Source organism: Bradyrhizobium sp. TM233 (assembly GCF_036247965.1).
GTDB classification, from domain to species: Bacteria; Pseudomonadota; Alphaproteobacteria; order Rhizobiales; family Xanthobacteraceae; genus Bradyrhizobium; species Bradyrhizobium ottawaense.
On sequence record NZ_BTIG01000012.1, the window covers coordinates 27444 to 48302 of the forward strand.

Genomic DNA, 20859 nt, shown 5'->3' on the forward strand with positions numbered 1-20859 from the left:
CATCATGGGAGCATTGGACGGGATCAGGGTGATTGCGGTCGAGCAGGCGGTGGCGGCGCCGTTCTGCTCCTCGCGGCTGGCGGATGCCGGCGCGGAGGTGATCAAGATCGAGCGGCCCGAGGGCGATTTCGCCCGCGGCTATGACGCGGCGGCCAAGGGCCAGAGCAGCTATTTCGTCTGGCTCAACCGCGGCAAGCAATCGGCGGTGGTCGATCTGGCAACGAAAGAAGGCTGCGCCGAGCTGGAGAAGCTGATCGCCAGCGCCGACGTGCTGATCCAGAACCTCAAGCCCGGCTCGATGGACAAGCTCGGTTTTTCGCGCGAGCGGCTGCTGAAGGACTATCCGAAGCTGATTTCCTGCACGATCACCGGCTATGGCGACGACGGTCCCTACGCGCATCGCAAGGCCTATGATCTGTTGATCCAGGCCGAGAGCGGCCTTGCCTCGATCACCGGCAACCCTGATGGTGCCTCGCGCGTCGGCATGTCGATCGTGGACGTCGCGACCGGCGCCACCGCGCATGCGGCGATCCTGGAGGCGCTGATCGGGCGCGGGCGCACCGGCAAAGGCTGTGACATCCGCATCTCCATGTTCGACGTGATGGCGGACTGGTGCACCGTGCCGCTGCTCAACTCCGAAGCCGGCAATCCGCCCAAGCGCATGGGGCTGCGCCATCCCTCGATCGCGCCCTATGGCGTGTTCACGTCGAAGGACGGCAAGGACATTTTGATTTCGATCCAGAGCGAGCGCGAGTGGAAGACGCTCTGCGCCAAGGTGCTGGATCAACCCGACCTGCCCGCCGACCCACGCGTCGCGAACATGGTGGAGCGCGTGCGCAACCGCGACTTCACCGACACGACGGTTGCGGACATCTTCGGCAAGATGACGCGCGACGAGCTCTTGAAGCGGCTGTCGAACGCGGACATCGCCTTTGCCGAGGTCAACACCATGGCCGACCTCACCAACCATCCGCATCTGCGCCGGATCGAGGTCGACACGCCGCAGGGACGCGTCAGCTATCCCGCGCCGGCACCGATCATCGTCGGCGAGACCCGCAGCTATGGCGCCGTTCCCGCCATCGGCGAAAAGCCACAGTCCAAGAAGTAAGAAGAGCGAGGCGTCATGACCGAGAAGCTCGACATCGATCACTTGCGGCAATGGATCGGCCGCAGCACGGAGGCCACCGACATCGTCACCGCGCAGCTCGTGATGGGCCTGCGCGCGACGCTGTTCCAGGAGGTCGGCGGGCCCAAGAAGGGCGACGCCGCACCATTCACGGTGCATTGGTGCCTGGCGCAGCCGGTGTTCCCGATGTCGATGCTCGGGCCCGACGGGCACCCGACCCGCGGCGGTTTCCTGCCGCCGGTGCCGCTGCCACGCCGGATGTGGGCCGGCGGCGAGATCGAGTTCTTGCAACCGCTGCAGGTCGGCGATGAATCGACGCGGACTTCGCGCATCGCCGACGTCCAGGTGAAATCAGGCTCGACCGGCACGCTGTGCTTCGTCTCGGTCGAGCACAGCATCTCCTCGCCGCGCGGCGTCGCCATCCGCGAGCGGCAGGACATCGTCTATCGCGAGATGACGAGCAGCGCGCCGACGAGCGCGAAGGCCCCGCCTCCGCCGCCGAAGGCCCAGCACCGCGAGACCCATGTGTCCGATCCCGTGCTGCTGTTCCGCTATTCCGCACTGACCTTCAACGGCCACCGCATCCATTACGACCGCGACTACGTCACCAAGGTCGAGGGTTATCCGGGCCTGATCTTCCACGGTCCGCTGCAGGCGGCACTGATCATCGAGATGGCCGCGAAGCTGCACGGCGGCAAGGCGCCGAAGAAGTTCACCTATCGCGGCCTGCAGCCGCTGTTCGAGGGCACAGAGTTCTCCATCAACGCCAACGAGACCGGAGCAGGCATGGAGCTGTGGACCGCGAATGCGGAAGGGCAGCCGACGATGAAGGGCACGGCGGTTTGGTGAGGGACGTCCCGTCGTTCCGGGGCGGTCCGCAGGATCGGACCCGGAATCTCGAGATTCCGGGTTCGATGCTTCGCATCGCCCCGGAATGACGCCGTAACAGTAAGCACGCAGGGGACGGAAACCATGGCCAAGAACGGCAAGACCGGCAGCAAGTCCGTCACCGTCAAGCAGGCGACGCTCGATCTGCTGCGTGCCTTCGGCATCAAAAAAGTGTTCGGCAATCCCGGCTCGACCGAGCTGCCGTTCCTCAGCGACTGGCCCGATGACATCGACTACGTGCTGGCGCTGCAGGAAGCCTCCGCCGTCGGCATGGCCGACGGTTACGCGCAAGCGACCCGCAATGCCGGCTTCGTCAATCTGCATTCGGCCGCCGGCGTCGGCAACGCGCTCGGCAACATCTACACCGCGCATCGCAACCAGACCCCGCTGGTGATCACCGCGGGCCAGCAGGCGCGCTCGATCCTCCCCTTGCAGGCCTTCCTCTATGCCGAGCGCGCCTCGGAATTTCCGCGGCCGTATGTGAAATACAGCGTCGAGCCGGCGCGGCCCGAGGACGTGCCGGCCGCGATCGCGCGGGCCTATTACACCGCGATGCAGCCGCCATGCGGGCCGACTTTCGTGTCGATCCCGATCGACGATTGGGCGCATGCGACCGCGCCGATCGAGGCGCGCAAGGTCAGCCGCGAGATCGGGCCCGAGCCTGAGCCGATGAAGGCGCTGGCCGCCGCGCTCGGCTCCGCAAAGCACCCTGCCCTCGTCGTCGGCCCCGGCGTCGACCGCGCCGGCGCGGTCGATCTGATGGTGCGCGTGGCCGAGAAGGCGAAGGCCAGCGTCTGGGTCAGCCCGTTCTCGGCGCGCTGCTCGTTCCCCGAGCGGCATCCGCAATTTGCGGGCTTCCTGCATGCCTCGCCGGCGCAGCTCTCGGACGCGCTGCGCGCGCACGATCTCGTCGTCGTCATCGGGGCGCCGGTGTTCACCTTCCATGTCGAGGGCCACGCCGCGATCTTCGATGGCAGCGCGACGATCTTTCAGATCACGGATGACCCGGACGCCGCGGCGGTGACGCCCGTCGGCACCAGCATCATCGCCACCATGAAGCCGGCGCTGAGCGCGCTGCTCGATCTCTTGCCCGTGAGCAAGCGCACCACGCCGAAAGGCCGCACGTTGCCGCCGGCGCCGCAAGCCGCCGATCCGCTGCCCGTCGAATTCCTGCTGCATTCGCTGTCGCAGGCGATGCCGGATGGTGCGTCAGTCGTCGAGGAAGTGCCCTCGCACCGGCCGGCGATGCAGAAATTCATGCCGATGCGCGGCCAGGACAGTTTTTACACCATGGCGAGCGGCGGCCTCGGCTATTCCCTGCCCGCCGCCGTCGGCATGGCGCTCGGCAAGCCGAACAGCCGCACGGTCTGCCTGATCGGCGACGGCTCGGCGATGTACTCGATCCAGGCGCTGTGGACCGCCGCGCAGCGCAAGCTGCCGCTCACCATCGTCGTCATCAACAATTCCGGCTACGGCGCGATGCGCTCGTTCAGCCAGGTGATGCAGGTGCGCAATGTGCCGGGGCTGGAGCTGCCGGGCATCGATTTCGTCCGGCTCGCCGAAGGCATGGGATGTCACGCGGTGCGGGTGACGAAGGCGGCGGAGCTCGGCGAGGCGCTGAAGCGCGGGATGGCGTTCGAGGGGACGAGCCTGGTCGAGGTCGTGGTGGATTCGGCGGTGCCGGTGCTGTACGGGCAGAAGCATTGATTGATTGTCGTCCCTGCCTAGTGCGCAATTGCGCACGGGCGCAGGGACCCATACCGCGTGATCTATCGTTAGTGACGCGATGTTGATACCGCGGGACAGAACAACTACCTGTCCTCGCCAAATTTCGCCCTGTGGTTATGGGTCCCCGCGTTCGCGGGGACGACACTGAGTTTGTCGCGCCACCTCATCACTACGACGCCAGAAATCCCCCATCCGCCGCCAGCACATGGCCGACCACATACGACGACGCATCCGACGCCAGCCACACCACGGCTTCCGCCACCTCTTCCGGGCTTCCCATCCGCCGCAGCGGCAGGCCGGCGCTCACGGTTGCGACATCGCCGACGCCGGCGCGCAGCATCATGTCGGTAACGACGCGGCCGGGCGCGATGGCGTTGATGCGGATGCCGCGCGGGGCGTTCTCCAGCGCCGCCGAGCGCGTCAGCGAGATCGCGGCGGCCTTCGAGGCCGAATAGAGCGAGAAGCCGGGATTGGGATTGCGCACGCCGCTGACGGAAGCGTTGACGACGATGCTGCCGCGCCCCTGCGCCAGCATCGCCGGCAATTGGTGGCGCAGGCACAGGAACAGCGCGCGGACATTGGTGTCGAACACGCTGTCGTAGATATCAGTACCCTGCTCCTCCAGCGGCGCGCGGCGCTCCTGGAAGCCGGCATTGTTGAAGGCGACGTCGAGCCGGCCGCAGCGCTCGATCGCGGTGCCGACGAGGCGCGCGACGTCGTCCTCGCGCGTGATGTCGGTCTTGAGCGCGATCGCCTCCGCACCGAGCTCGCGGCATGAAGCGGCGGTCACCTCGATCTCGGCTTCGCGCCGGCCCGCCACGACTATCGCCTCGGCGCCCTCGGACGCCATCCGCAGAGCGGTGGCGCGGCCGATGCCGCTGCCGCCGCCGGTCACGAGGCAAACCTTACCCCTCATCCGCTGACCTGCCGGCAAAGCTCCGCTCATGGCTCACTCCAAAACGCTTGCGCGCGGCGCTGTGCGCATATAGTTGTATGATACAACTATATGCCGGGAGTCAAGATGGCCGAGCTTGCGCTGATCGACGACATTCGCGCCGCCTCGCGGTTGATGGTGCGCGAGCTCGGCTTCATGGATGCGACGGTGGCGGCCTCGGACTATCCGCCGTCGGCCGTGCACACCATCCTGGAGATCGGCATCCGCGGCCCGATGACCTCGGGCGAGCTCGGCGATTTCCTGCGACTGGAGAAGTCCAGCGTCAGCCGCCTCGTGCGCAAGCTGATCGATTGCGGCGAGCTCACGGAGACGCCGGATGAGAACGATGCACGCAGCAAGCTATTGTCGCTGACCGCGAAGGGGCGGCGCACGCTGGAGGGGCTGCACGCGTTCGGCCGACAGCAGGTGCGCGGCGCGCTTGCGGCATTGACGGCGGCGGAGCAGCGCACCGTGCGGGAGGGGATGATGCTCTATGCGCGGGCGCTGCGGCAGAGCCGGGTGGAGGACGAGGTGGCGGTGTAACGACAGGTGTCGTCCCTGCGAACGCAGGGACCCATACCGCGTGATCTATCGATAAGCGCAGGTGTCAGTCCCGCGCAAAAGAACAACAAGCGGCCTTCGCCAAACTTCTCCCTGTGGTTATGGATCCCCGCGTTCGCGGGGACGACAGTGAGTATTTGGCTCGAGCCGTGCGTCAAACGCACCGTCGCCTACTTTCCGAACTCTTCCCGCATCTTCGCCTGGATCTTGGCCATGCCGCCGAGCCAGCGGTCGTAGTTCTCGGTCTTCTTGCGCATGTAGCCAAGCACCTGGGGGTGCGGCAGGATCAGGAAGGTTTCCTGCTCGAGGCCGGCGAGCACGTCTTTCGCCACCTGCTCCGGCGTGAGATCGCCGTCGCCGGATTGCGGGCCCTTCGGGATCGAGCGCAGCATGTTGGTGTCGACGCCCTGCGGGCAGAGGATCGAGACCTTGATGTTGTCTGCCTTGTGCGAGATCGCGAGATTCTCGGCAAAGCCCACCGCGGCATGCTTGGTCGTCGAATAAGCCGGACTACCGACTTGCGACAGCAGGCCGGCGGCTGAGATCGTGTTGAGGAAATAGCCGCCGCCGCGCGCCTTCATCCGCGGGACGAGGTGCCGCGCCGCATAGACATGGGCCATGACGTGGATGGCCCAGCTGCGCTGCCACGGCTCGTCGGAGGCGCCGCCGGCATTGACCGACATCGGATCGAAGCCGCCGCCGATGCCGGCATTGGAGCAGAACAGGGCGATGGGACCGAACTGCCGCTCGGTCTCCTCGATCACGTGCGAAACGTCTTTCTCCTGCGCGACGTCGCATTTGAAGGCCGCGCCATCCACCATGGCCGCGACGGCCCGCGCATTGGCGGCATCCATGTCCGCGACGACGACCTTGGCTGCGCCCGCATTGTAGAACGCCTCGCACAGCGCCTTGCCGATGCCGTTGGCGCCGCCCGTGACGACCACGACCTTGCCGGTCACCTGCATGCGACGTCTCCTCTTGTCTTATGGCGCTTCGGAGCAGACCCCCTGGGTCTTGCTCAGCTCAACACGAGGTCGAGCACCGCGGTATAATGGCATGCCGCGCCGGCCAAGACAAAGCCGTGCCAGATCGCATTCTGGAAGCGCAGCCGCCGCCAGGCGTGGAAGATCACGCCAAAGCTGTAGAGCAGGCCGCCCGCAAGGATGAACCCCAGCACCACCATGGGCAAGACCCTGACCACGGCGTCGTAGAGCATCACGCCGCTCCATCCCATCGCGAGATAGATGCCGACAGAAACCCGGTCGAACCGGCCGGGGTAGCACAGCTTGAGCACGATGCCGAGGATCGCCACGCACCAGACGCCGGCGAGCAGCACCAGCGCGAACCCGCTGTCCTTCACCTCCAGGATGAACGGCGTGTAGGTCGCCGCGATCAACAGATAGATCGCGGAATGGTCGAACCGCCGCAGCAGCCATTTGGCCGGCGACACCGGCCAGAGATTATAGGTCGCCGACAGCACCAGCATCGAGAGCAGGCCGGCGACATAGATCGAGACGCCGACGATGTCGGTCGCATCGGCATAGATCGCCGTCAGCACCACCAGCACGGTCGCGGCGATGAGGCCGGAGAGGACGCCGATCGCGTGGATGATTCCATCGGCGATCAGCTCGGCGCGGTCGTAATTCCAGCCCATCACGTCGGCTGCGGCGTGGACGGAGGTGGAGGCGAACTCTTTCAGTTGGAAGACGGTCATGACAAATCCGCAAGATGAGGCAATGTCCTCTTTTATGGGTCTTTCGGGATCGGCGCGTCGTTCAAACGGCTGATTTCCGACAAAGACGGTGGAAGTATGGAGCTTGATTTTCTTCACGCAATTGCCACTTTTGTGATCGGTCACACAGTCCCGCCGCCCCCGATCCATTAACGTTCATATGGCATTCAGTTTCCAGGATATGGTCGAAGAAGCGCGCTTGTCCGCGCAGGCGCTGATCGACTATGGCGAGCACTTCTTCAACCCGACGGTGCGGTTGGGCGTTACCGGCTTGTCGCGCGCCGGCAAGACCGTGTTCATCACCGCGCTGATCCACGGCCTGACCCGCGGCGGCCGGTTTCCGGTGTTCGACGCTTACGCCTCGGGCCGGATCGCACGAGCGCATCTGGCGCCGCAGCCCGACGATGCCGTGCCGCGGTTTGCCTATGAGAGCCATCTGCGCGCGCTGATCGAGGAGCGACGCTGGCCGAACTCGACCGTCGACATCAGCGAGCTCAGGCTCGTCATCGACTATCAGCGCCCGAACGGCGCCGACCGCACGCTGACACTCGACATCGTCGACTATCCCGGCGAGTGGCTGCTCGATCTGCCGCTGCTGCAGAAGAGCTTTGAGCAATGGTCGGCGGAGAGCCTGGCTTTGTCGCGCGAGGCGCCGCGCGCGCATCTTGCGGGCGAATGGCACACCCATCTCGCAACGCTCAAGCCCGAGGCGCGCGAGGACGAGCAGGCGACGCTCACCGCAGCAAAGCTCTTCACCGATTATCTGCGCGCCTGCCGCGACGAGCGCTTCGCAATGAGCCTGTTGCCGCCCGGCCGCTTCCTGATGCCCGGCAATCTCGCAGGCTCTCCCGCGCTGACCTTTGCGCCGCTCGACGTGCCCATCGGCGGGCAGGCACCTGAGGGATCGCTGTGGGCGATGATGGTGCGTCGCTTCGAGGCCTACAAGGACGTCGTGGTGCGGCCGTTCTTCCGCGATCATTTTGCCCGGCTCGATCGCCAGATCGTGCTGGCCGATGCGCTCGCGGCGTTCAACTCCGGACCCGAGGCGCTGCACGACCTCGAAGCCGCGCTTGCCGGCATTCTCGACTGCTTCAACATCGGCCGCAGCACCTTTCTTTCCAGCCTGTTCCGGCCGCGCATCGACCGCATCCTGTTTGCGGCGACCAAGGCGGACCATCTACACCATTCCAGCCACGACCGGCTCGAGGCCGTGCTGCGCCGCGCCGTCGCGGGCGCGGTTGCGCGCGCGGAAACTACCGGCGCGGCGATCGACGTTGTGGCGCTTGCCGCGGTGCGTGCGACAAGAGAAGCGCAAGTCGCGCAGGGCCGCGACAAATTGCCGTCGATCCTGGGAACACCGGCCGCGGGCGAAAGCGCCGGCGGCGAATTCTTCGATGGCAACACGGAGGTTGCGACCTTTCCGGGCGATTTGCCGGTGGATCCCGAGCCGCTGTTCAACGGCAATGCCGCGTTCCGCGGCCTCGCGACCGAGACCGCCGGGACAAGCGATTTTCGTTTCCTGCGCTTCCGCCCGCCCACACTCGACCGCGAAGGCACCGAGCCGCCGACGCTGCCTCACATTCGCCTCGACCGTGCCTTGCAGTTCCTGATCGGAGACAAGCTCGCATGAACGACCGATCGAAGCCACGGCGGCCGGCGACGTTCCGGCTCGACGATCCCGGCGTCGTCGTCACCGAAGCCGACGAGACCAGCCGACTCAGCCGCGCCACCATCCAGATCACGCCGGAGCCAGATCCCCTGGCGCTTCCGGTGCCAATTCAAGCGGCGCTGCCGCCGCGCCGCGGTTTTCCCTGGGGCGCGCTGTTCTGGTCCGGCCTCGCCGGACTGACGCTGCTCGGCACCGGGCTCGGCGTCGTCCATCTGATCGAGGACCTGTTCGCGCGCAGCGAAACGCTCGGCTACGTCGGCCTCGCTTTTGCCTCTGTCACCGCGCTTGCGCTTGCAGTGGTGATCGGCCGCGAGGCGTTTGGCCTCGCGCGGCTCGCGACCATCGAGCAGCTGCATACGCGCGCAGCGGCCGTGCTTGCCAGCGACGACCGCAAGGAGAGCCGCGTCATCGTGCAGGATCTGCTCAAGATCGCGCACCAGAACCCGCAGCTCGCCCGCGCCCGCGCGACGCTGGAGAGCCACACCGGCGAGATCATCGACGGCGCCGACATGATCCGGCTCGCCGAACGCGAGTTGATGTCGCCGCTGGATGCGGAGGCGCGGCGTCTGGTGTCGTCAGCCGCGCAAAAGGTTTCGATCGTGACCGCGGTGAGCCCGCGCGCCGCGATCGACGTGCTGTTCGTGTTCGTCGCCGCGCTGCGCCTGATCCGCCAGCTCGCTTATCTCTACGGCGGCCGCCCCGGCGCGCTCGGCATGATCCGACTGCTCCGCCACGTCATTGCCCATCTCGCCATCACCGGCGGCATGGCCGCGAGCGACAGCCTGGTGCAGCAGATGCTCGGGCATGGCATTGCAGCGAAGCTGTCGCAGCGGCTCGGGGAAGGCGTGCTGAACGGATTGCTGACGGCGCGGCTGGGCCTCGCCGCGATCGATGTGACGAGGCCGCTGCCCTTCGCGGCCCTGCCGCCGCCGAAGCTGTCGGATCTGGCGACGGATCTGCTGCGGAAGAAGGATGGGGAGGAGTAGCTTCTTCGCCTCTCCCCGCGTGCGGGGAGAGGCCGGAGCGCATCTCCAGATGCGATCCGGGTGAGGGGGACTCTCCGCGAGTTCAACTGTCACCTCCCCCGCGGAGAGTCCCCCTCACCCCAACCCTCTCCCCGCAAGCGGGGAGAGGGAGAGGAAAGCCAACACCTTCCACCAAAACAGCGGCGAATCCTTCGGCGGCGACAGCTCGGGGGTCCAGCCGGTGAGCTTTTCGATCACATAGGTGTCCGCGAGAACACCCCGCCAGCGGCGTTCGACTTCGCCGAGCTGCTCGCGCTTGGCTGGGATGTTCTCCCATAGCGAGGAACGGTTGTCCGGCTCGCGGCCGACATAGATGCCGGCGTGGCCCTTGATCCGGTCCAGGCCGGGATCGCGGAAATCCTGGAAGCGGCCGCGCTCGTTGAGCTCGATGACGGGCACGCGCCCCCTGAACAGCCAGCGCATCATGGCATAGGTGCGGTAGTCCGTGGTCGCGATCCAGGTCGCGCCGGTCTCATCCAGCGCGGCCTGCGCACGCGCGGCGACCTGCTCATAGCCGGCCTCGGCGCCGATCGGATCGATCTTGCCGAGGAGATTCCAGGGCGCTGCGACGTAATAGAGGAACACGATGACGACGAAGGCGATGCCCGAGCCGACGGCTGTCTTAGCCCAGAACACCGACGATCTCAGCATGCGGGCCGACCAATCCTCCTTCATCATGGCCGCGAGGTTGACGGCGGCCGCGGCGAAACCGACCGGCCACATGAACATCGGCCAGGTGTCGCCGACCCGAAGCGTGGTCGACTTCGCGAGGAAATAGGCGAACGGCACCAGCACCGCCGTCGACAAGAGAATTCCAACCGGCTCGCGCGTGCGGTAGCCGCGCCATGCCGTCAGCACCAGCCCGGTCAGCACCACCGGCAGCATGACGAAGCCGACCAGACCGAATTGCAGGCCGATGAAGTCGCCGATGGTCCGCAGCGAGATGCCGTAATTGGCGGTGGCGCGCACGCCCTGAAAACGGAACGAAGCCCAATCGTGCTGCGCATTCCAGATCAGCACCGGCGAGAACACGAGGGTCGCAATCAGCACGGCGAGATAAGGATAGGGGCTGCGCAACCAGCGCCAACGCCACTCCGGCACCAGCAGAAAGGCGGCAACCGCGGGGGCGAACATGATCGCGGTGAACTTCGACAGCATCGACAGCCCGGCGAACAGACCGGCCGCAAGCCACCAGCGTCCGTCGCCGCTTTGCGCCAGCCGCACCAGCGACCACATCATCGCCACCGCGAACGGGATCATGGCGACATCGGGCGCGACCTTGGCCATCAGCAGGCCGTAATAGAGCGCCGCTTCCGGCATCAGCACCGCGAACAATATGGCACGCACATCATGGGTGAGGCGGCGGACGATGTCGGCGAGCAGACACTGCGTCACCAGCATCGCGACGATGCCGCCGAAACGGACCCCGAGCGTGGTATCACCGAAGATCGCGGTTCCGAAACGGATCAGCCAGGCGATGGCCGGGGGATGATCGAGGAAGCTCAGCGCTGCCTCCTTCGACCAGGTCCAGTAATAGGCCTCGTCGGTGCGCAGCTCGATCGCAGAGGCGTAGACGATCCGGAGCAGCGTCATCGCGGCGATGACGAGCACGACAACACGGATGAGACGGCGTTCGGCGCCGTCTGGCTTCACAGAGATGTCGGGAGCGATCGTCACGGCCGCGCTTTTCCCCAACTTGGGAGGGGGAGTCAATGTGGGTTGCCCCAACATAGGTGTCGTCCCGGACAAGCGAAGCGCAGGCCCGGGACCCATAACCACAGGGAGGGGTTTGGGCGACCTGGTCACTCCAAGTCTTCGCCAAACATCTTCCTGTGGCTATGGGTCCCGGATCGGCGCGCGCCTGAGGGCGCGCTTGTCCGGGACGACGGCGGAGTTGACCGTGACATCGTGGGCACGGCGCGCAAGGGCGCGCCTTTGCCCAACCTACGATTTCGCAGCCTTGTCGGGCTTGTGATCCCCGAACCTGTCCACATCGGGAATTAACCGCTACGCTGGCCGTTCTCCTTGATGAACTGATACAACCGAATCATGGCCAGCGCTCCTGCACACATGTCCGACCTCGTCCGCGCCACCAGCGTGCGGCAGGTGCGGCTCGTCTGCGGCGTGATCCTGTTCTGTTATGTGATCAGCCATTTCCTCAACCATGCGCTCGGCAATATCTCGGTCGAGGCGATGGAGGCCGGGGTCTACTACCACACCGTCTTCTGGCAGTTCCTCCCTGTCGCGATCCTGTTCTACACCGCGGCGCTCACGCATATGGGGCTCGGCATCTACGCGCTGTATCAGCGCCGGCAGTTCCGCTGGCGGACGGTCGAGCCGCTTCAGCTCGTGCTGGGCTTGAGCATCCCCGCGCTGATCATGGCGCACGTGATCGGGGTGCGGCTTGGCCAGACGCTGTACGGACACGAGAAGCTCTATCCCCAGGAGCTCTATCTGTTCTTCGTCGCAGCGCCGGGACGGCTCTGGCAGATGACGATCCTGCTTCTCATTGCCTGGGTGCACGGCTGCATCGGGATTTATTTCTGGCTCCGCCTCAAGCCGTTCTTCACGCGCGCCGCACCCTATCTGCTCGCCGCCGCGGTGCTGGTCCCGACATTGTCGCTGCTCGGCATCTACCAGGGGGGCCGCAGCGTCGCGCTCGAGGCCGATGACGGGGAATGGCGCACGCACAATCTCACGCGACGCCAGGTCGGCACGACGACCGAGGCCGCGACGCTCGATCGCATCACCGGCGCCTTCACCATCACCTATTTTGGGCTGCTCGGCCTGGCGCTGGCGGCACGCGGCGTGCGGGCCTGGCGCGAGCGGCGCGGCGGCATGATCGCGCTGTCCTACGGCAACGGCAGGACGGTGCGGGTTCCCAAGGGCCTCTCCGTGCTGGAAGCGAGCCTGCGCCACAATCTGCCGCATGCCAGCGTCTGCGGCGGCCGCGCCCGCTGCTCGACCTGCCGCATCCGCGTCATCGGCGATCATGGCGTCCTGCCCGAGCCGTCGCAGCGCGAGGCCTTCGTGCTGACCCGCGTCGGCACCAACGACCCCTCGATCAGGCTGGCCTGCCAGCTGCGGCCGACGTCGGACCTCTCCTTCTTCCAGCTCTTCACCCCGCAAACGTCGTCGGCCAACGCGCAGGCCTCGGCGCCGGCGCGGATCGGCCAGGAGCGCTATCTCGTCAGCCTGTTCGTGGACATGCGCGGCTCGACCCAGCTCGCCGAGAAGCGGCTGCCGTTCGACACCGTCTTCATCGTCAACCGCTTCCTCGGCGCGGTGTCACAGGCCGTGATCGAGAATGGCGGCCAGCCGAACCAGTTCGTCGGCGACGGCATGCTGGCGCTGTTCGGGCTCACGGCCGATCCGCAAACCGCCTGCCGGCAGGCGCTGAAGGCGGCCTCCGGCATCGCCACCCATATCGACGAGCTGAACCAGCTGCTCAGCCACGATCTGCGCCAGCCGATCCGCTTCGGCATCGGCATTCACGGCGGCGAGGTCATCATCGGCGACATCGGCTATCGCGATCACATCGTCTTCACGGCGCTGGGCGATGCCGTCAACGTCGCCGCCCGCCTGCAGGACATGACCAAGACGCTGGCCTGCGAGGCGATCGTCTCGGACGAAATCCGCCGCACCGCGGGCCTCGCCGACGATACGCTGCCGCAACAGGAGGTCGCGATCCGCGGCCGCGACGAGCCGATGGCGGTCCGCGTGGTGGCGGATGCGCGGGAGCTGGCGGCGCTGGTGGATCGCGGCGAGCGCGTCGCGGCGTAACGCAGCCGCACGAGAGGTGCGCCCCCTCTCCCGCTTGCGGGAGAGGGTTGGGGAGAGGGTCTGTCCACAACGGGACAATCCCCCAGAGGAGAAAGCCCTCACCCGCGCCTTCGGCGCGACCTCTCCCGCAAGCGGGAGAGGCGCACCACCACCCGCGCTGCTACAGCTCGACTCTCACTACATCCGTAACACCGGCCTGCTGCAACGCAGCGGCATGGGCCTGCTGCGAAAGCACGAATTGACTTCGTTCAAATCGTTGCGACAGATGAGCGCGGCTCGCGGTGATGACCGCAGGCCAACGAAAAGCTCCGGGAGGGGACCAGATGTTCGATCGCCGCGACCTGCTCAAAGGAGCGGGGCTTGCCGCCATGGCGGCCACACTGAATGCCACCAAGGCGTTGGCACTCGATACCGTCACGCTCCCGTTTGCCAATGGCGAACGGCCGCTGGTGAAATATCCGCAGAAGCGGCCGATGATCGGCCTGACCGGCCGGCCGCCACAGCTCGAGACACCGTTCACGATCTTCAACGACGGCCCGATCACGCCGAACAATGCGTTCTTCGTGCGCTATCACCTCTCCGACCTGCCCTACAATCTCGACCCCGACAAGTTCACGTTGGAGGTCAAGGGCAAGGTCGACAAGCCGCTGAAACTTTCGCTGAAAGACATCAGGAAGATGAAGGCGACGGAGATCGTCGCCGTCGCGCAATGCTCCGGCAACAGCCGCGGCTTCTTCGAGCCGCGCGTCGCCGGCGGCCAGCTCGCCAACGGCGCCATGGGCAATGCGCGCTGGCGCGGCGTGCCGCTGAAGGCCGTGCTGGAGATGGCCGGCGTGCAGGCCGGCGCCAGGCAGGTCACCTTCAACGGCATGGACGGACCGGTCAGCGACAAGACGCCTGACTTCGTCAAGGCACTCGATCTCGCTCACGCCAGTGACGGCGAGGTGATGCTGGCCTATGGCATGAATGGCGAGGATTTGCCGTTCCTCAACGGCTTTCCGCTTCGCCTGATCGTGCCCGGCTATTACGGCACCTACTGGGTCAAGCACCTCAACGAGATCACCGTCATCGACAACGTCTATGACGGCTTCTGGATGAAGTCGGCCTATCGCATTCCCGATACGCCTGATAACGCGATCGAGCCCGGCACCGCACCGAAGGCGACGATCCCGATCAACCGTTTCACCATCCGTTCCTTCATCACCAGCGTGCCGGACGGTGCCAAGCTGAAGGCTGGCCGCACCACCCTGCGCGGCATCGCCTTCGACGGCGGCAAGGGCATCAAGGAGGTCCAGGTCTCCACCGACGGCGGCAAGACTTGGGCGAGCGCCAAGCTCGGCAAGGATCTCGGCAAATATTCGTTCCGCGAATGGAAGCTGCCGGTGAAGCTTGCGGCGGGAAGCGTTGAGCTCAAGGTGCGCGCCACCGGCAATGGCGGCGAGACGCAGCCGGACACGCCGCGCTGGAACCCGGCGGGATACTTGCGCAATGTCGTCGAAACCGTCCGCGTCACCGTGGCCTGAAAGGAGAATGACCATGCAGCGCACCGTTCTCCTCGCCGTCACGCTCGCCCTCGCCACCGGCCTCGCGGCCGTGACCGCGGCGCCCGTCAACTACCAGCTTCCGGACGAGGTCGCCGCCTTCAAGGCAGGCCCCAATCTCGAAATCGTCAAGGGCAATTGCAGCGCCTGCCACTCGGCCGACTACGTCAAGACGCAGCCGCCGATGAAGGACAAGAAGGGCTTCTGGCAGGCCGAGGTGACCAAGATGATCAAGGTCTATGGCGCACCGATCGACGATGCCGACGTCGGCAAGATCGTCGATTACCTGGCCGCGACGTATTGACGGACAGCGCGAAGCACGTCGGCCATTTGACCGCGAAACGGGCAAAACCGGCAAAAACGCCGCGAAGTTGAGCGGAATTCGGCGAAAGGCCGATGTGGTTTGAGCTACCAAGCCGGCCACATTCCGCGTATCCTGTTAGGACCGAACCGGCCGGTTGGCGGGGATTGGCGGTTCGAGATCTCGGAGGAAGACCCGCGGAGAAGTCGTGATGGCTAAAGGTACGGTCAAGTGGTTCAACCCGACGAAGGGTTATGGATTTATCCAGCCTGCGTCGGGCGGCAAGGATGTGTTCGTGCATATCTCGGCAGTGCAGAAAGCCGGTCTGTCGTCCCTGAACGAAGGACAGACGGTGGAATACGAAGAGATCGCAAACCGGGGCAAGACCTCCGCAGAGAACCTCAAAGTATAAGCCCGCCAGCTTTTGCTGCCTCCCGGATCGATCCGGGAGCCGGGCCAAGAAAATTTTAGAAGACGGCCAGTGCATTCGACGACAGGCGTTGCGACTGCACACGGAGAGCTATTTTCCCGCGAGGACCGCCCGTTCAACGCCTCAGCAATGACAATCGCGACGGCACTTCGTCAGCCCACCGGTAACGGTGCGTCGCGCTTGATCTCCTCCATCACCGCATAGGTCCGCGTCTCGCGCACGCCCGGCATCGACAGCAGGGTCTCGCCGAGAAAGCGTCGATACGCCGCCATGTCCGCGAGCCGCGCCTTCACAAGATAGTCGAAGCCGCCGGCAACCATGTGACACTCCAGAACTTCCGGCGCGAGCTTCACGGCGCGCGCAAACCGCTCGAAATTGTCCGGCGTGGTCTTGTCGAGCAGCACCTCGACGAACACGAGGAGCCCGAGACCGAGCCGGTGCGGGTTGAGCCGCGCGCCATAGCCTTCGACGAAGCCCTCCCGCTGCAAGCGCTTCAGCCGCTCGCCGATCGAGGTCGGCGACAACCCGATGCGCTCGGCGAGCTCGACATTGGCGATGCGCCCATCCTCCTGCAAAATCGAGAGGATCTTCCGGTCGATTCGATCGAGTTCCATGTTTTATCAGGTCAAGTGGCTCATGATCTTCATTTTCTAAGGCAAACCGGCTAGATTGTCTATCGAACTACGGTCACGCGGGCCTTATCCTGGATTTTAGCCACAGGACACGCCATGCCGAACATCCCGCCGCCCTTCACCGCCCCCTACGCGCCCGATGATGCCGCGATCGCCGCGCGCCTGTTGCCGGCATCGCATCTGTCCCCGCCGCAGGAGGCCCGGATCGACCGCACCGCGACGCGGCTGATCGAGGCGATCCGCAAGCGCGACGACCGGCTCGCAGGTAGTCTTGGCGGGGTCGAGGACATGCTGCGGGAGTTCGCGCTCTCGACCAAGGAAGGCCTGGCGCTGATGGTGCTGGCCGAGGCGCTGCTGCGCGTGCCGGACGCGCGCACCGCCGACCAGTTCATCGAGGACAAGCTCGGCGAGGGCGACTTCATCCACCACGAGACCAAGTCCACGGCGTTCCTGGTCAACGCCTCGGCCTGGGCGCTCGGCCTGTCGGCGCGGGTGATCCAGCCCGGAGAGACGCCCGACGGCACCATCGGCCGTCTGGTGAAGCGGCTGGGGGCACCTGCGGTGCGCACCGCGACGCGCCAGGCGATGCGGCTGATGGGCAGTCATTTCGTGCTGGGCGAGACCATCGAGCAGGCGCTGGAACGGGGCCGGCCGCGCTCCGGCCAGAAGCCGCGCTATTCCTTCGACATGCTCGGCGAAGGCGCGCGCACGGCGGCGGACGCCAAGCGCTATTTCGACGCTTATGCCAGCGCGATCGAGACCATCGGCAAGGCGGCGGGCAGCAATTCCCTCCCCGACCAGCCCGGCATTTCCGTAAAACTCTCGGCACTGCATCCGCGCTTCGAGGCGATCAGCCGCGACCGCGTGATGGCCGAGCTGGTGCCGCAACTGCTGGATCTCGCGCAGCGCGCCAAGGCACATGACCTCAACTTCACCGTCGACGCCGAGGAAGCCGACCGGCTGGAGCTGTCGCTCGAAATGATCGCGGCAACGCTCGCCGATCCCTCGCTGAGAGGTTGGGACGGATTTGGCCTCGCCATCCAAGCCTACCAGAAACGCGCTAGCGCGGTAATCGATTACGTCGACGCACTCGCCCGCGCGCATGACCGCAAGCTGATGGTGCGACTGGTCAAGGGCGCCTATTGGGACACCGAGATCAAGCGCGCGCAGGAGCGCGGGCTCGACGGCTATCCCGTGTTCACGCGCAAGGCGATGACGGATTTGAACTACGTCGCCTGTGCGGCGAAGCTGCTGGCGTTGCGGCCGCGCATCTTCCCGCAATTCGCCACCCACAACGCGCTGACGGTTGCGACCGTGCTGGAGCTTGCCGGGAAGAGCGGTGGATTCGAATTCCAGCGCCTGCACGGCATGGGCGAAGCGCTCTACGAGCAGCTCGCCAAGGATCATCCTGATATCGCTTACCGCACCTATGCGCCGGTCGGCAGCCACCGCGATTTGCTGGCGTATCTTGTGCGTCGCTTGCTGGAGAACGGCGCCAACTCGTCGTTCGTGGCGCAGGCCGCCGATTACCGCGTTCCGGTGCCGGCCCTGCTGCAGCGTCCGGCGGATGCTATTCTCCGGCCGCAAGCGGCGGCGCATCCGAAAATCCCGTTGCCCGGTGATCTCTACGCGCCGGGGCGGCGCAACTCGCGCGGCGTCGAATTCGGCGCACGCACCGCGCTCGACCGGTTGCTCGCCGACGTCAAGGCCGAGGCGACCGAGCTCGAGCCGATCGCGGATGCCACGCCGGATCAAGCCAATGCGGCGGTGACTGCCGCGCGCGTGGGCTTTGCGGCCTGGAGCCGGACACCTGCAGCCACGCGCGCGGCGGCGCTGGAGCAGGCCGCGCATCTTCTGGAGAACCGCGGCGCGCGTTTCATCGCGATGCTGCAAGTTGAGGGCGGCAAGACGCTCGACGACGCACTGTCGGAGCTGCGCGAGGCCGCCGACTTCTGCCGCTATTATGCCGCAGAGGGCCGCAAGCTGTTCGGCGCTGATGCGGCAATGCCAGGCCCGACCGGCGAAAGCAACGCGCTCGCGATGCGCGGCCGCGGCGTCTTCGTTGCGATCTCGCCGTGGAATTTTCCGCTGGCGATTTTCCTCGGCCAGATCACGGCGGCGCTGATGGCGGGCAACAGTGTGGTCGCAAAACCGGCCGAGCAGACCCCGCGCATCGCGCGCGAGGCCGTCGCCCTGCTGCACGAAGCCGGCATCCCGAAAGATGCGCTGCATCTCGTCACTGGCGACGGCAAGATCGGCGCGTTGCTGACGGCACATCCCGACATCGCCGGCGTCGTCTTCACCGGCTCGACCGAGGTCGCCCGCAGCATCAACCGGACGCTCGCCGCCAAGGACGGACCAATCGTGCCGCTGATCGCGGAGACCGGCGGCATCAATGCCATGATCGCGGATGCCACCGCGCTGCCCGAGCAGGTCGCAGACGACGTCGTAACGTCCGCGTTCCGCTCCGCCGGCCAGCGCTGCTCGGCGCTGCGGCTGCTGTTCATGCAGGAAGACGTCGCCGACCGCATGATCGAAATGATCGCGGGCGCGGCACGCGAGTTGAAGATCGGCGATCCCCGTGACGTCGCGACCCATGTCGGCCCGGTGATCGACCTGGAGGCCAAGCAACGCCTCGATGCGCATATCGCACGGATGAAGACCGAGGCGAAACTGCACTTTGCCGGCGCGGCGCCGCAAGGCTGCTTCGTCGCGCCGCACATCTTCGAGCTCAAAGACGCCGGCCAGCTCACGGAGGAGGTGTTCGGCCCGATCCTGCACGTCGTGCGCTACCGTGCCGAGAACCTCGAACGCGTGCTGCAGGCGATCGAGCGCACCGGCTACGGCCTCACGCTCGGCGTCCATTCCCGCATCGACGACACCATCGAAGCCATCATCGACCGCGTGCAGGTCGGCAACATCTACGTCAATCGCAACATGATCGGCGCCGTCGTCGGCGTGCAGCCGTTCGGCGGCAACGGCCTGTCCGGAACCGGCCCCAAGGCCGGCGGCCCGCACTACCTCGCGCGCTTCGCGACGGAGCAGACCGTGACGATCAACACCGCGGCCGCCGGCGGCAACGCTGCCCTGCTTGCGGGGGAGGAGTGAGGCCCTGCGCCTGATGCCGTTGCATCCCGGCAAAACATCGGTCTAATGCTCTCACGATCTGGCCCGCGCCAATTCCAGCGCACGGGAAACGACAAGAGCGAGGGAGCAACGCCGCGATGGAAAAAGGCATCTTTTCAGGCCTGAAGGTTCTGGACTGCGCGAGCTTCATCGCAGCGCCCGCGGCCGCGACCGTGCTGTCGGATTTCGGCGCCGACGTCATCAAGATCGAGCCGCCCGGCGCCGGAGATCCCTACCGCAATCTGCCGAACCTGCCGGGCTATCCGACCGGTGAGCACAATTTCGCGTGGCTGCTTGAGGCCCGCAACAAGAAGAGCATCGCGCTCGACCTCGCCAAGCCCGAGGCGCAGGCCGTGCTCTACAAGCTCGTGGCAGAGGCCGACGTCTTCATCACCAACATGCCGCCGCCGGTGCGCGCCAAGCTCGGTATCACCCATGATCACCTCGCCCATCTCAACGACCGGCTGATCTACGCCTCCTTCACCGGCTATGGCGAGAAAGGCGTGGAGGCCAACAAGCCCGGCTTCGACAGCAACGCCTATTGGGCGCGCTCGGGCCTGATGGACCTCGTCCGCGCCGACACCGACACCACCCCGGCCCGCTCGGTCGCCGGCATGGGCGACCACCCCTGCGCCATGGCGTTCTACGGCGCCATCGTCACCGCGCTCTATCAGCGCGAGAAGACCGGCAAGGGCTCGCACGTCGCCTCCAACCTGATGGCGAACGGGGTGTGGGCCGCGAGCGTGCTGGCCCAGGCGAAACTCTGCGGCGCCAAGTTCGGCGAGCGGCGTCCGCGCGAGCGCGCGCTGAATGCGGTCGCCAACCACTATCAATGCAAGGACGGCCGCTGGCTGATCCTGTCGCTGCTGAGCGAGGAGAAGCAGTTTCCGACGCTGGCGAAGTGCCTCGGGCGCGAAGACCTCATCACCGATCCGCGCTTTGCCACCAAACCCGACCGTCACGCCCGTTCGGTGGAGCTGATCAAGATCTTCGACGAAACCTTTGCGACCAGGGATCTTGCCGAATGGCGCAAGATTCTCGACGGCAACGGTCTCGTGTTCGGCGTCGTCGCCATTCTCGACGACATCCCCAACGACCAGCAGATGCTCGACAACGAGGTGCTGGTGCCGTTCGAGAACGACACCATGCTCACCATCTCCAGCCCGATCTGGATCGACGGCACCAAGAAGGTGCAGCCGCGCAAGCCGCCCGCTGTGGGCGAGCACAGTGACGAGATTTTGCGCGAGGCGGGATACGACGAGAAGGCGATCAAGCAGCTGCGGGGTTCGGGGGCGGTGGGGTAGCGCCAGCGCCTCACACTCGGCCGTCGTCCCGGGGCGCGCATCGCGCGAGCCCGGGACCCATAACCACAGGGAGTGGTTA

17 protein-coding genes are annotated in these 20859 nt (G+C 66.0%); 12 read left to right on the forward strand and 5 right to left on the reverse strand.

Annotated features, from left to right (window positions below):
- The first annotated feature begins 4 nt into the window (after nucleotides 1-4).
- The 3 genes from AABA86_RS23590 (at nucleotide 5) to mdlC (ending at nucleotide 3721) form a co-directional block, all read left to right on the forward strand.
- Nucleotides 5-1108, forward strand: coding sequence for a CaiB/BaiF CoA transferase family protein (locus tag AABA86_RS23590; protein WP_338308611.1), 1104 nt, complete (start codon nucleotides 5-7; stop codon nucleotides 1106-1108).
- Nucleotides 1109-1123: 15 nt separating this feature from the next.
- Nucleotides 1124-1975, forward strand: coding sequence for an FAS1-like dehydratase domain-containing protein (locus tag AABA86_RS23595; protein ID WP_338308612.1), 852 nt, complete (start codon nucleotides 1124-1126; stop codon nucleotides 1973-1975).
- Nucleotides 1976-2098: 123 nt separating this feature from the next.
- Nucleotides 2099-3721 (forward strand): benzoylformate decarboxylase, encoded by a 1623-nt coding sequence (gene mdlC, locus AABA86_RS23600; RefSeq protein ID WP_338308613.1) that lies wholly within the window; start codon nucleotides 2099-2101, stop codon nucleotides 3719-3721.
- A gap of 190 nt (nucleotides 3722-3911) precedes the next feature.
- Here mdlC and AABA86_RS23605 read toward each other — a convergent pair whose 3' ends face one another.
- Complete coding sequence (locus AABA86_RS23605; RefSeq protein ID WP_338308614.1) at nucleotides 3912-4688, reverse strand: SDR family NAD(P)-dependent oxidoreductase; 777 nt, start codon at nucleotides 4686-4688, stop codon at nucleotides 3912-3914.
- Nucleotides 4689-4763: 75 nt separating this feature from the next.
- Between AABA86_RS23605 and AABA86_RS23610 the strand changes: the two genes are divergently transcribed.
- A complete protein-coding gene (locus AABA86_RS23610) occupies nucleotides 4764-5219 on the forward strand; it encodes a MarR family winged helix-turn-helix transcriptional regulator (RefSeq protein ID WP_212253582.1) in 456 nt (151 codons plus the stop codon).
- A gap of 188 nt (nucleotides 5220-5407) precedes the next feature.
- Here AABA86_RS23610 and AABA86_RS23615 read toward each other — a convergent pair whose 3' ends face one another.
- Together AABA86_RS23615 and trhA are read right to left on the reverse strand one after the other, a co-directional pair.
- Nucleotides 5408-6202, reverse strand: coding sequence for an SDR family oxidoreductase (locus tag AABA86_RS23615; protein WP_212253580.1), 795 nt, complete (start codon nucleotides 6200-6202; stop codon nucleotides 5408-5410).
- Between the two features lie 53 nt (nucleotides 6203-6255).
- The gene (trhA, locus tag AABA86_RS23620) at nucleotides 6256-6951 is read right to left on the reverse strand and encodes a PAQR family membrane homeostasis protein TrhA (RefSeq protein ID WP_338308615.1); all 696 of its coding nucleotides are present in this window, start codon (nucleotides 6949-6951) and stop codon (nucleotides 6256-6258) included.
- A gap of 178 nt (nucleotides 6952-7129) precedes the next feature.
- Here trhA and AABA86_RS23625 point away from each other — a divergent pair, with 178 nt between their 5' ends.
- On the forward strand, nucleotides 7130-8599 hold the full coding sequence (locus AABA86_RS23625) for a YcjX family protein (protein ID WP_338308616.1): 1470 nt from the start codon (nucleotides 7130-7132) through the stop codon (nucleotides 8597-8599).
- Nucleotides 8596-9624, forward strand: a complete 1029-nt coding sequence (locus tag AABA86_RS23630; protein ID WP_338308617.1) for a YcjF family protein — start codon at nucleotides 8596-8598, stop codon at nucleotides 9622-9624. The genes AABA86_RS23625 and AABA86_RS23630 overlap by 4 nt, the downstream gene beginning before the upstream one ends.
- 114 nt (nucleotides 9625-9738) lie before the next feature.
- Here the strand turns inward: AABA86_RS23630 and AABA86_RS23635 are convergent, their stop codons facing one another.
- The gene (locus AABA86_RS23635; RefSeq protein ID WP_338308662.1) at nucleotides 9739-11256 is read right to left on the reverse strand and encodes a glycosyltransferase family 39 protein; all 1518 of its coding nucleotides are present in this window, start codon (nucleotides 11254-11256) and stop codon (nucleotides 9739-9741) included.
- A gap of 456 nt (nucleotides 11257-11712) precedes the next feature.
- Between AABA86_RS23635 and AABA86_RS23640 the strand changes: the two genes are divergently transcribed.
- The 4 genes from AABA86_RS23640 (at nucleotide 11713) to AABA86_RS23655 (ending at nucleotide 15700) form a co-directional block, all read left to right on the forward strand.
- A complete protein-coding gene (locus AABA86_RS23640; protein ID WP_338308618.1) occupies nucleotides 11713-13446 on the forward strand; it encodes an adenylate/guanylate cyclase domain-containing protein in 1734 nt (577 codons plus the stop codon).
- A 323-nt stretch (nucleotides 13447-13769) separates the two neighbouring features.
- Complete coding sequence (sorA, locus tag AABA86_RS23645) at nucleotides 13770-14969, forward strand: SorA family sulfite dehydrogenase catalytic subunit (RefSeq protein ID WP_338308619.1); 1200 nt, start codon at nucleotides 13770-13772, stop codon at nucleotides 14967-14969.
- A 13-nt stretch (nucleotides 14970-14982) separates the two neighbouring features.
- Nucleotides 14983-15291, forward strand: coding sequence for a SorB family sulfite dehydrogenase c-type cytochrome subunit (gene sorB, locus AABA86_RS23650; RefSeq protein ID WP_212253553.1), 309 nt, complete (start codon nucleotides 14983-14985; stop codon nucleotides 15289-15291).
- A 208-nt stretch (nucleotides 15292-15499) separates the two neighbouring features.
- Complete coding sequence (locus AABA86_RS23655; RefSeq protein WP_008134691.1) at nucleotides 15500-15700, forward strand: cold-shock protein; 201 nt, start codon at nucleotides 15500-15502, stop codon at nucleotides 15698-15700.
- A gap of 170 nt (nucleotides 15701-15870) precedes the next feature.
- Here the strand turns inward: AABA86_RS23655 and AABA86_RS23660 are convergent, their stop codons facing one another.
- A complete protein-coding gene (locus AABA86_RS23660; protein WP_018317238.1) occupies nucleotides 15871-16332 on the reverse strand; it encodes an Lrp/AsnC ligand binding domain-containing protein in 462 nt (153 codons plus the stop codon).
- 114 nt (nucleotides 16333-16446) lie between these two features.
- On the opposite strand from AABA86_RS23660, the gene putA reads away from it, so the two are divergent.
- Together putA and AABA86_RS23670 are read left to right on the forward strand one after the other, a co-directional pair.
- The gene (putA, locus tag AABA86_RS23665) at nucleotides 16447-19458 is read left to right on the forward strand and encodes a bifunctional proline dehydrogenase/L-glutamate gamma-semialdehyde dehydrogenase PutA (RefSeq protein ID WP_338308620.1); all 3012 of its coding nucleotides are present in this window, start codon (nucleotides 16447-16449) and stop codon (nucleotides 19456-19458) included.
- A 116-nt stretch (nucleotides 19459-19574) separates the two neighbouring features.
- Entirely contained in the window at nucleotides 19575-20780 is a 1206-nt protein-coding gene (locus AABA86_RS23670; protein WP_338308621.1) for a CaiB/BaiF CoA transferase family protein, read from the forward strand.
- Nucleotides 20781-20859 lie beyond the last annotated feature (79 nt).